Below are 10,707 nucleotides of genomic sequence, written 5' to 3' on the forward strand. Positions count from 1 at the left end.
AAGGCGCTGTGCGGCAAGATCGTCGACGCCACCCGCCTGCGCGCCAATCCCGACCAGCGCGACGTGCGCAACTCGGATCCCAAGCTGCGACAGCGCAAACTCAAAGGCCTTGTCGTCCTGAATGGTTTCACCGGCGGCCCGCTTCAATGGAAGGGCGGACCTGTCTATGATCCCGAAACGGGCGATGGCGCGCCGAAAGGCGAGCTCAAGCTGCTTCCCAACGGCAAGCTCGAACTCAAGGGCTGCGTCGCCATCTTTTGCCGCACCAAAGTGTGGACGAGGGCTTCGCGTTAGGGCTCTGACCCTAGCCGATCATCCGGGCAAGGCCGGCGACGGCGGCGAGCAAGCCGCCGCCGGCCGCCAGCATCGGCAAGGCGCGCGGGCGCCCGTACAGCGTCAGCACGACCAGTCCCGCCGCCGCCGCGAGCAGCCCGATCCATTCGACCAGCGCAAAACGCCAGTTCGGCGCCACAAACGCCACAGCGAGCGATAGCAGCACCGCTGCCCAGCCGAGCCGGCGCAACCAGCGCGGGTCGATCGCTACGCCGGCTTCGCGCGCATGGCGCTGCATTGACAGGCTAAGCAGCGACAGGCCGCCGAAGGCCAGCGGCAAGGCGACCGCCGCCATCACGCCGGCACCGCCTGCCTACGTCGGCGCGGCGGCATTTCGGCCACTTTCATACCCGCGCGTCGCGCGATGGCCGCGGCAAGCCCCGCAAAGGCGAACAGCGTCAGGTCGAACCCGGCGAACAGCCAGTCGCCGCCTGCCAGCGCGTTCCACAGCCCGCGTCCCGTCAGCGCGAACGACAGGATCGGCAGCGCCGCCGAACCCAGCGCCAAGACGGCAAAGGCCTCGCGCCACGCGCGCGTCGGCGAGCGCAGCATCGCAAAGGCGATCGCGGCGCCCCACGCCCAGAAGAAAGCGCTCACTTCGCCCTCGGCGCGGCCCGGCATCTGCATGGGAAGCAGGCGATTGGCGTAGAAAAAGGCGAGGATGGCGACCGGGAAGCCCGCCACCGCGCCGACATTGAGCCGCGCGGCGAGCCACGGCCCGACCCCGGGCGCCTGCGGGCGCGACCGGATCCACAGCACGAGCCCCGTCGCGATCGTCGCGGCGAGCGCCAATCCGCACAGGAAATAGAGCCAGCGGCTGACCTCGGGCGCGAACCGGCCCATGTGAAGGCCGTACAGGACACTATAAGTCTGCTGCGCGGGTCGCGCCTCGACATATTGTTTGAGGATGCGGCCCGTGACGCCATCGAAGCTGACTGTCCGCGCCGCATAGGCCAGCTGGTCGCCGTCATGGTTGCTGACCGTGACGATCGCGTTCGCGTCACCCGGATTGGCGATGCTGACGCGCCCGATGCGGCCTTCGCCGAACGCACGCTGCGCCGCGGCGAGCATCGGTCCGATCGGCGCGAGCGGTGCGGGTCGCCCTGCCGCTTCGCGGCTCACCAGCCCCGGCGCGGACTCGGCGAACGCGGTTGCGAGGTCGTCGCCGTAATTGGCGGTCGTGCCCCACGGCATGACAAGGGTCAGCAGCGTGACGATCCCGGTGACGGTGATCATCAAGTGGAAAGGCAGTGCCAGCACGCCCAGGACATTATGCGCGTCGAGCCAGCTACGCTTGCCCTTGCCCGCGCGGAAGGTGAAAATATCCTTGAAGATCCGCTTGTGGATGATGATCCCGCTGATGATCGCGATCAGCATCAGCATCGCTGCTGCCACCGCAAGGAAGCGGCCCCACGGGTAGGGCAGCTGCAATTCGAAGTGGAAGCGATAGAGGAATTCGCCGCCCAGCGTCGCGCGCGCGACGTCGGGACTGCCGCTGACCGGATCGAGCGCGATGTCGCGGTAGCCGAGCGGCGCGGCAGGATCGTCGAACACCGCCTGCGTCGTTGCAATGCGCTCGTCGGGCGCGCTCAGATACCAGCCTGCGGCCTTCGGATGGTGCGTGCCCAGCCAGCGAACCGCGGCTTCGATCGCCGCATCGGGCGGTGCCGTCTTCACGATTTCGGGCCGCATCCAGCCGCTGATCTCCGAACGGAACACCGTCGCGGTGCCGCTGAGCACGATCGCGAACAGCAGCCATCCCAGGATCAGCCCCGACCAGCTGTGCAGCCCGGCCATCGACTGGCGAAACCCCTGTTTCATACCGGCTGCCCGATCGACCAGGCAATCGCCGCGCAAATAGCGGTTGCCCCGAGGATACCCGCAGCGGCATGCCAGAGCCGCGGGACACCATATGCCCAGATCGCCGCCGCAGGCATCGCCAGAATCGCCGCGAGCGACGCGACGACGGTCGCTTCGGCGCGCTCCATCGGCAACCCGCGCGCCACGACATAGGCGACGGCGACGGCAAAGGCGTAACCACCGGCCGAAGCCAGCAACAGGCGGGCGATAGCCCGGGCAACAGGGATAGCGCGCAGGATCGACTGCGACGGGCTGAGGTTCATCGGCCCTCTATTACCTGTTGCGACTGATTTGCAATAACCAATCGCGCAGCGAAGCGATTTTTCCGAGGGGCACAAGAATCCGCCGCTCCTGCTTGCAAATGCGAGTTAGTCTCATTAGTGGCGCGTGACGCGAGTAAACAAAGGGGAAAATGATGCGCCGTTCCATTCGCCTGCTGCTGACCGGTTGCGCCTTGTGCGCGCCGACCTTGCTTTATGCGCAGCAGGGAGCGCCGCCGGTATCGGATGACGACAGCCAGGACGCGATCGTCGTCACGGGCTACGGCCGGACCAACGAGCCGACGGCGGCCACCGGCCTCCCCCTCTCGCCGCTCGAAACGCCGCAGACGATCAGCGTCATCACGCAGCAGCAGATCCGGGACCAGGGATTCAACACGATCAACGAGGCTCTGGACTTCACGGTCGGTATTTCCAAAAAGGATATCGACCGCGGGCGCAGCGCGATCACCGCGCGCGGTTTCGAGGTCCAGAATTTCCAGCTCGACGGCGCACCATTCGAAAATGGCAATGTCGGTTTTGGCGAGACGAGCACCGCGCAATATGAGCGCGTCGACCTGGTGCGCGGCGCCGCGGGCCTGATGCAGGGTGCCGGCGACCCCTCGGCGGTCGTCAACCTCATCCGCAAGCATGCGACGACAAGCGAGTTTGCCGGCAACGTCAGCCTCGAGGCCGGATCGTGGGACCGCTTCGCCGCCACGCTTGATATTCAATCGCCGCTCAATGCCGCGGGGACGGTGCGCGCACGCGCGGTCGCCCAAGCCTATACGCAGGACAGTTTCGTCGATCTGGAAAAGAAGAAAGGCCTCCTTCTCTATGGCGTGATCGATGCTGATCTGGGCGATCGTACAACGCTGTCGATTGGCGCAAGCTACCAGCGCGACGAGCGCGACGGAATCATGTGGGCGCAATTGCCCTACTGGTACGACGACGGCACGCGCACCGACTGGCCGCGCTCGAAGACCACGGGCGCCGACTGGGGCTTCTGGAACACGACCGAGATTTCGGCCTTTGCCACGCTCAAGCACAAACTGGGCGGTGACTGGGAAATTCGCGGCGATATCGGCTATCACAAGGGGCTTGAGAATTCGAAGCTGCTGTGGCTCGACGGCCTGCCCGACCGCGTCACCGGCGCGGGCGTGGCCACGTCGGGTTACTGGTACAAGACCGATCCCGAACAATGGCACGGCAGCATCCAGGCCCATGGCAGCTTCACCTTGCTGGGCGGGCAGCATGACCTCGCGTTCGGCGCGATGGCCAGCCGCGTCGACAACGGCTGGACGAACCGCGATCCGATCGCGATCGACCCGATCGAGGATTTCAACAGCTTCGATGGCCGGCTCGACGAACCCGAATGGGGCGACCGCTATGACATGTCCGGCTTCGGCAACACGACGCAGGCCGCGGTTTACGCCTCGACGCGGATCAGCCTGATCGGGGGTCTCAAGCTTATCGGCGGCGGGCGGCTCAGCTATTACAAGCGCAACGAGCATGAGAGCCTGTATAATCTTTCGCCCTACAGCCTGTCGTACAAGGGCCAGATCACGCCCTATGTCGGGCTGGTCTACAACCTCACCGACAATCTATCCGCCTATGCGAGCTACACCAATATCTTCAAGCCGCAGGGCGATCTGCGCGACCGCAACAACAACCTGATCGATCCGCTCGAAGGCACCAATTACGAAGCCGGGCTGAAAGCGCTGCTGCTCGATGGCCAGTTGCTGGCGACGGTGTCGGTCTATCGCATCGAGCAGGACAATCTGGCGGTGGCCGACGGGTTCATCCCCGGCACGCCGATTCAGGCCTATCGTGGCGCCAAGGGAACCGTCGCCAAGGGCTATGAGCTGGAAGTCGTCGGCAAGATCACCCCGCAATGGGACGTCAGCGCTGGCTGGAGCGACTATAGCGCCAAGGATGCCGCCGGTGCGCACGTGCTCGCCCACCAGCCGCGCCGCGTGTTCAACTTCGCGACCCGGTATGACTTTACCGGAACGCTGAGCGGGCTCAGCGTCGGCAGCGCACTCAAATGGGAAAGCCGCCCGCCGGTAACGTCGCCGCATCCCGTTACCGAGGTAGCGCAGCGTATCGGCCAGCCTGCTTATGCCCTCGTCAATATCATGGCGCGTTATGACCTGACCGAGGCCCTGTCGCTCCAGCTCAATGTCGACAATCTCTTCGACAAGCGCTTTTTCAGCGGCAATGTCTGGTTCCCCGGCTTTGTCTATGGCGAGCCGCGGAACGGCCGCGTAACGTTGAAATACGACTTCTGACGACGAAGCCGCCGGGTCGGTGCTTCAGATACTGGCTCGGCGGCGCATCGAAGGCGCGGCGGAACATCATATGGCAAAACCGTTTGGGCTGCCTAGAAGCCCCGGAAAGATGGCACCGGGTCGAACATCAGGGCAATGAACCCATAAGCGCTGGCGAGCAGCAGCAGCACGCCCGCGGCGCCGACCAGCCAGTCGGCACGCAGGCGGCGGACCAGCCACGCCCCGATCGGCGCGGCGGCGACCCCGCCGATCAGCAGGCCGATCGCCGCGGTGCTGAAACTCTCCCAGCCGAGCGCGCCGATGAACCCCGCGGCGATCGTCACGGTGACGAAGAATTCGGACGCATTCACCGTGCCGATCACGGTCCGCGGTTCGGCGCCTTGCGCGAGCAGATTGGCGCTGACAATCGGTCCCCAGCCACCCCCGCCCGACCCGTCGGCGATCCCGCCGACAAGGCCCAACGGACCGACAAGCTTGAGGCTGCGATAGGTTTGCGGGCGCCGCGCGCCGCGCCACAGCAGATAGATGCCGACCGCGCCCAGATAGGCGAGCACGACCGGCCGCGCGATACTGTTGTCGATATTGGTCAGGATCCAGACCCCGATCAGCCCGCCGACAATGCCCGGCACGACGAGCCGGCGAAACAGGCGCCAGTCGACGTTGCGCTGCATCGCATGGGCAAGCCCCGACACGCCGCCGGTGAAACTTTCGGCGACATGCACCGCCGCCGAGGCGGAGACGGGCGGCAATCCCAGGACGAGCAGCAACGCGGTGCCGATGACCCCGAACGCCATGCCGAGCGCACTATCGATCAATTGCGCCGCGAAGCCGATCAGGATGAAGGGCAAGAGCGTCCAGAGCGTCAGCCCGTCGAACAGCGTCATCGGGCAGCCTGCTGACGACGTGCCGGCTTGCCGGTGCGGCGCGTGAACAGAAAAACCGCGGGAAAGCCGAGTGCGATCAGCGAGAGCGCCCCGGCGAAGATCGGCTCCCCTCCCGCCAGCCAAGGCAGCACCGCGGCCCAGATCGACACGCCGAGCACGGTCAGCAACGTCTGTTCCTGGTCGATATCGGTATCGACCGCCAGCGGCACGCCGCGCGCGTCGGCGCGCAAGGCCTCCAGACGGCGCGCGACCGGGCTGTGCGGCGCCGACCGCCGGCCGGGCACCAGCGACGACAGCACCGATCCCAGCCCCGCTCCGACCAGCCGGACGCCGACCGCGCGCGCAAAGGCACGCGGCTCCTCGAGCCGGTCACCAACTGCGCGAAGGCTGAGCCGGCCGCCGAAAACCAGGTCGATCAGCGCTTCGCCGGTCACCGCCTTGATCGGCCGCTCCTGCGCCTCATGGCTCGCCTCGATCCAGTCGAAAATGGCGTTCGGAACGTCGATGCTGCACGCACGCTCCAGACCCTGGAACCCCGGCGCGCTGTTGGCCTCGCAAATCCGGTATCCTTCGTTGTCGAACAATATGTCGACCCCCGCAATCTCGAGCCCCAGCGTATCGGCGGCGCGGGCGGCAAGGTCGGCCATCTCGCCGGTCGGCGTATAGGCGATGCCGACGCCGCCCAGCGAGACGTTCGATTTGAAATGCCCGGCGGGCGAGCGCCGCTCCATCGCCGCAATCACGCGCCCACCGATCACCAGCACCCGCACGTCGCGGCCATGGCTCGACCGCACATAATGCTGGAACAGGAAATCGGCCTTGGCATCTGCGCTGGCGAGCAGGCCGGCGAGATCCTCGAACTGGCTGCGGTCTTCGCATTTCAGGACGCCCGTACCGCGCGTCCCGCGCAGCGTCTTGACGATCACCGGAAATCCCAGTTCTTCCTCGACGACATCGACGTCCATCGGAAATTTGCCGAGGATCGTCGCCGGGATCGGCAATCCGGCGCGCGCAAGCCGCTGCATCGTGTGCAGCTTGTCGGCAACGAGGTCGATGGCCTCGGGACCATTGATCAGGCGCACGCCCCGGCGTTCGAAATGGCGAAGCACCGCGAGGGTGAAATAGTCTGTTTCGGCGCCTGTCCGGCACAGGATGAAATCGGGCCGCGCGAGCGAATGGCCTTCATAATGGACCGACCAGCCGTCGACCGGCGCCGCGACGATATCGAAATTATGCGGTTTCAGGACGTGCAGTTCGATCCCGCGCGCAGCCGCCGCCTCCTGAAACCGCAGGATTTCGGGGACCTCCGGCAGGGCCGGATCGAGATCGCGCCCAAAGAAAATCCAGCCCAGCAACGATCGGCTCCTTCGATATCTGGTCGAACGCATTACCCCAGTGCCAGAAAACGTCCCGATCGCGCAATCGTTCAAGCGGCGGCATGGGTTAAGTTCCTGTTTTGCCGTTTCGATCGGCGTGATCACTCCGAACCGGACCATTCAAGCCCCGAAATTCGCGTTCTTCGGCCCGAATCCGCCTTAAACCTCCCCTCCACGGCACGTTAAAGCTCGCATGACCATCAAAGCGACACCATCGAACGAGCCGGTAGGACGGCTCCTGGATTGGCTGGGGCTTCGCCACTCGCGCGGCTCCCCTTCGGCAAGCGGACAGGCGCCGCCGGGCGGAAGCGGCACGCGCGACCTCTCACAGCTCGCCCGGCATCAGCTTATCGGCACGATCATGGCGTTTCTGGTCGACAATGATCTCGACGTCTCGCCGACGAACCTGTTACTGGCGCATGGTGCGTTTTCGGGTTCCAATCCGCATCTGGCGCGGCAGATCTCGATGCGCTCGCAATCGCCCGAAGGCGTCAGCCAGCGTTGGCTCGACGAGCTTGCCGAACAAGATAGCGGCCAGCCCGACCGCGCCGACCTCGACCGGCTGATTACCCGCCTCGAAACCAACCTCGAATCCTTTCACGCGAACACCAGGGAAGCTCGCAGCGTCACCAGCGACTATGGTTCGGAACTCGAACAGCATGTCATCGACCTCGAACAGCTTCAGAAAACCGGCCGCATCGTTTCCAGCCTCGCCGATCTCGCCAAGGTCATGCTCGATCGCACGCGCAAGGCCGAGGACGACATGCGCAAGAGCGAGGACGAAGCCAAGGCGCTGCGCCGCAGCCTCGCGCGCGCCAAGCGCGATGCCGAGGTCGATTTCCTGACCGGCCTGCCGAACCGCCGCGCCTTCGAAGTCCTCCTCGACCGGCACTTCAAGGAAGCCCGCGCTGCATGCGAGCCGCTCAGCGTCGCCTTTTGCGACATCGACGAATTCAAGAAGGTCAACGATGTCCATGGTCACGAGGCGGGCGACCGCGTGATCAAGGCAATCGCCGATACGCTCGCGCGGATTTCGAACGATCATTGTCACGTCGCGCGTCATGGCGGCGAGGAATTCGTCATGCTGTTCCGCGGCCTGACGCCCGGACAGGCGGCCGAAAAGCTCGACGACGCGCGCGAGGCGCTGGCGGACCGGCGGCTGATCAATCGCAAGACCGACGAGCCCTTTGGCCAGATCACCTTCTCGGGCGGCGTCGCCGACGTCTTTGGTTATGGCGACACGCGCGCCGCGCTGAAGGCGGCCGACGACGCGCTGTACAAGGCGAAGGCGGGCGGACGAAACCGCGTCGAAATCGCCGACCCAGCCTGAATTTTCAAGCTTCCCGCGAGGGGGCGGGCGAACCGCGGGCGATCGTGCACCAGAGCAAGATCGCCCGCGGTTTTAACCGTCAGACGGCAGGTCGCCGTGCGTAATAGCCGAAGGCCGCAATGACGGCGTAGCACAGCGCCGGAAGCAGCAGCGCCGTTGCAAGGCTGCCGGTCAGGTCGGCGAGCGCCCCGGTTGCGAGCGGCACGACCGCGCCGCCGAAGATCGCGACGTTGATGATCCCCGACCCGTCCGCCGCCCGGCTGCCGAGCTTTTCGGATGCAAGGCTGAAGATCGTCGGGAACATGATCGCGTTCATCAGGCCGATCGCAAGCAGGCTGTACCCCGAGAGCAAACCGGTCGTGTTGGTCGAGATCAGGATCAGCGTAATCGCACCGATCGCAACGCACGCCAGAAGCTTCCCGGGGCTGACGACGCGCATCAGGCCCGATCCGATAAACCGGCCGATCATCGCGCCGCCCCAGTAAAGCCCGATCAGCTTGCCTGCGGCCTGTTCGGCAAGCCCCATGACACCCGGCTGCATCAGATAATTGACGATCAGCGACCCGATCGACACTTCCGCGCCGACATAGAGAAAGATGCAGAGCGCGCCAAATCCGAAGCGTGGACGTTTCAGCAGGTCGAAACCTGCAAGACCCGCACTCGCTTCGTGCTTCTCGCCCTGCAAGCGGTTGCGGAACATCCACACGGCACCCGCGACCACCAGCAGCGCGACGGCGATGCCGAGATAGCCATGGACGATCGCCTGGCTTTCGGCGGTGCGATAGGCGTCGAGTTCTGCACCCGACAGATCTTCGGCCTTCATCGTGGCGAGGCTGCCAAGGATCAGCACCGAACCCGCGATCGGAAAGATCGTTGTGCCGAGCGAGTTGAACGCCTGCGCGAAGGTCAGGCGGCTGTGCGCGGTCTCGGGTTTGCCGAGCAGCGAAATCAGCGGGTTGGCGACGACCTGCACGATCACCACGCCGCTCGCGAGCACGAAGAGTGCGAACAGGAACAGGCCATAGACCGCATTCTGCGAGGCCGGGATAAACAGCAGGCAGCCGACCATCATCGTCAGCAGCCCCGCCACCGCACCGCGCATATAACCGATCTTCTTGACCAGCTTCGCGCCCGGAATGCCGATCACCAGATAGGCGGTGAAGAAGCAGAACTGCACCAGCATCGCCTGCGTATAATTGAGCGTGAACAGTTCCTTAAGCTTCGGAATGATCACGTCGTTGAGGCTGGTGATCCCCCCGAAAATGAAGAACAGCCCCATGACGAACAGCCGCAATTCGGGCGCGTCGACATGCGCACCCTGCCCCGCGCCGGCGTGCGCGTCGCCGCTCGACGTAATATCTGGCGCTAGTGCCATATCTCTCTCCCCGACCTTGTTTCAGGCTAACCCGAATGCCGGTCTTGTCATTTTACCGCGGGCGGGCAAGGCAGATTCTCTCCCACCGCCTCGACATTCGTATTCAGCAGCGTCGCGGCGAAGCCCTTGTCGCTCTGGATCGTCGCCGCATAGTCGACCTGCCGCAGGTTGGCGCCCGCGTCGGCAAAGCAGCGGAGCGGCACCTTGATCGTCGACACCTGCCCCTTGGGCGCCGCGTTGACCGCGGCGGAGATGTCGAACGCCTTGCCGCCGAGCGCGAGGGTCACCGGCGCGCTGCCGATCGCATCGACCCTCCAGTCGACGCGGAGCGCAAAGCTGTTATTGAGCTGGCGCGACAGGTCGGCATAGGGACCGCTGAGATGCAGCGCGGCGGGGCCGGTCCACACGAACGACTTGCCGTCCTCCTGCGCCCGCACATCGACCGAGCGCGTGGCGATCAGGCCGCCGGGGCTCGATACCGGGGCGGACGCGACCGGACGCGCGCCGCCGGCATCGGTGACTGTCAATGTCCAGGGCGCGCGCGCGCGGCCGCCCGAGAAGAAATTCTCGACATTCAGCGCCGCCGTAATGTCGACGCCCAATTCTTCGGAGAGCTGCGGAACGGTCGTGCTCGCGCCATATTTCAATCCGTAGCCGACCGCGAACTGCGGCTTTTCGACAGGCGAACGCGCGTCGGCGGGCCACGCGAAGGGCAAGGTTCCGGTAAAGGCGCGCGGCGTCTTTCCGTCCTTCCCCGCGACGAGCACGTCGGCGACGCCGGAACCCTGCGACCCCGGCAGCCAGCCCGCGACGAAGGCGTCGGCGGCGTTGATTTCGGGGTTGGTGAACATCGGCCGCCCCGACAGGAACAGCGCGACCACCGGGATGCCTGCCGCCTTCAACTTCCTGAGCGTCGCAAGGTCGGTTGCCTCCGACGGCTGATAGTCGAGTGTCGCGACATCGCCCTGAAATTCGGCATAGGGATTTTCGCCGAACACGAC

The 10,707-nt window shown here is 65.3% G+C and carries 10 protein-coding genes; 3 read left to right on the forward strand and 7 right to left on the reverse strand.

Going from position 1 to position 10,707, the window contains the following annotated elements:
• Positions 1–294: DUF2147 domain-containing protein (locus VGD20_RS11930; protein ID WP_331134656.1), on the forward strand; the 294-nt coding region annotated here is incomplete at its 5' end.
• A gap of 10 nt (positions 295–304) precedes the next feature.
• Here VGD20_RS11930 and VGD20_RS11935 read toward each other — a convergent pair.
• From VGD20_RS11935 to VGD20_RS11945, 3 genes are read right to left on the reverse strand one after another with little or no spacing between them, the layout of a single operon-like run.
• Entirely contained in the window at positions 305–628 is a 324-nt protein-coding gene (locus VGD20_RS11935) for a DUF3325 domain-containing protein (RefSeq protein WP_331134665.1), read from the reverse strand.
• The gene (locus VGD20_RS11940) at positions 628–2,154 is read right to left on the reverse strand and encodes a PepSY-associated TM helix domain-containing protein (RefSeq protein ID WP_331134657.1); all 1,527 of its coding nucleotides are present in this window, start codon (positions 2,152–2,154) and stop codon (positions 628–630) included. Before VGD20_RS11940 ends, VGD20_RS11935 begins: the two co-directional genes overlap by 1 nt.
• Entirely contained in the window at positions 2,151–2,456 is a 306-nt protein-coding gene (locus VGD20_RS11945; RefSeq protein WP_331134658.1) for an iron transporter, read from the reverse strand. The genes VGD20_RS11940 and VGD20_RS11945 overlap by 4 nt, the downstream gene beginning before the upstream one ends.
• A gap of 149 nt (positions 2,457–2,605) precedes the next feature.
• Here VGD20_RS11945 and VGD20_RS11950 point away from each other — a divergent pair, with 149 nt between their 5' ends.
• Positions 2,606–4,741, forward strand: coding sequence for a TonB-dependent siderophore receptor (locus VGD20_RS11950; RefSeq protein ID WP_331134659.1), 2,136 nt, complete (start codon positions 2,606–2,608; stop codon positions 4,739–4,741).
• Between the two features lie 92 nt (positions 4,742–4,833).
• Here VGD20_RS11950 and VGD20_RS11955 read toward each other — a convergent pair whose 3' ends face one another.
• Together VGD20_RS11955 and VGD20_RS11960 are read right to left on the reverse strand one after the other, a co-directional pair.
• Positions 4,834–5,625, reverse strand: coding sequence for a sulfite exporter TauE/SafE family protein (locus VGD20_RS11955; protein ID WP_331134660.1), 792 nt, complete (start codon positions 5,623–5,625; stop codon positions 4,834–4,836).
• Positions 5,622–6,980, reverse strand: coding sequence for a RimK family alpha-L-glutamate ligase (locus VGD20_RS11960; RefSeq protein ID WP_331134661.1), 1,359 nt, complete (start codon positions 6,978–6,980; stop codon positions 5,622–5,624). Before VGD20_RS11960 ends, VGD20_RS11955 begins: the two co-directional genes overlap by 4 nt.
• A gap of 382 nt (positions 6,981–7,362) precedes the next feature.
• Between VGD20_RS11960 and VGD20_RS11965 the strand changes: the two genes are divergently transcribed.
• The gene (locus VGD20_RS11965; RefSeq protein ID WP_331134662.1) at positions 7,363–8,331 is read left to right on the forward strand and encodes a GGDEF domain-containing protein; all 969 of its coding nucleotides are present in this window, start codon (positions 7,363–7,365) and stop codon (positions 8,329–8,331) included.
• A 79-nt stretch (positions 8,332–8,410) separates the two neighbouring features.
• Here the strand turns inward: VGD20_RS11965 and VGD20_RS11970 are convergent, their stop codons facing one another.
• Together VGD20_RS11970 and VGD20_RS11975 are read right to left on the reverse strand one after the other, a co-directional pair.
• Positions 8,411–9,706 (reverse strand): sugar MFS transporter, encoded by a 1,296-nt coding sequence (locus VGD20_RS11970; protein WP_331134663.1) that lies wholly within the window; start codon positions 9,704–9,706, stop codon positions 8,411–8,413.
• A 47-nt stretch (positions 9,707–9,753) separates the two neighbouring features.
• The coding region (locus VGD20_RS11975) for a putative glycoside hydrolase (protein WP_331134664.1) at positions 9,754–10,707 on the reverse strand (954 nt) is incomplete at its 5' end.

The sequence above is a fragment of the Sphingopyxis sp. genome, from assembly GCF_036402335.1.
In the GTDB taxonomy this organism is placed as follows: domain Bacteria; phylum Pseudomonadota; class Alphaproteobacteria; order Sphingomonadales; family Sphingomonadaceae; genus Sphingopyxis.

Coding starts and splice junctions, on each gene's coding strand:
- VGD20_RS11945 (WP_331134658.1), bottom strand. CDS start 2,456: ATGAACCTCAGCCCGTCGCAGTCGATCCTGCGCGCTATCCCTGTTGCC.
- VGD20_RS11955 (WP_331134660.1), bottom strand. CDS start 5,625: ATGACGCTGTTCGACGGGCTGACGCTCTGGACGCTCTTGCCCTTCATC.
- VGD20_RS11950 (WP_331134659.1), top strand. CDS start 2,606: ATGATGCGCCGTTCCATTCGCCTGCTGCTGACCGGTTGCGCCTTGTGC.
- VGD20_RS11965 (WP_331134662.1), top strand. CDS start 7,363: ATGGCGTTTCTGGTCGACAATGATCTCGACGTCTCGCCGACGAACCTG.
- VGD20_RS11970 (WP_331134663.1), bottom strand. CDS start 9,706: ATGGCACTAGCGCCAGATATTACGTCGAGCGGCGACGCGCACGCCGGC.
- VGD20_RS11940 (WP_331134657.1), bottom strand. CDS start 2,154: ATGAAACAGGGGTTTCGCCAGTCGATGGCCGGGCTGCACAGCTGGTCG.
- VGD20_RS11935 (WP_331134665.1), bottom strand. CDS start 628: ATGGCGGCGGTCGCCTTGCCGCTGGCCTTCGGCGGCCTGTCGCTGCTT.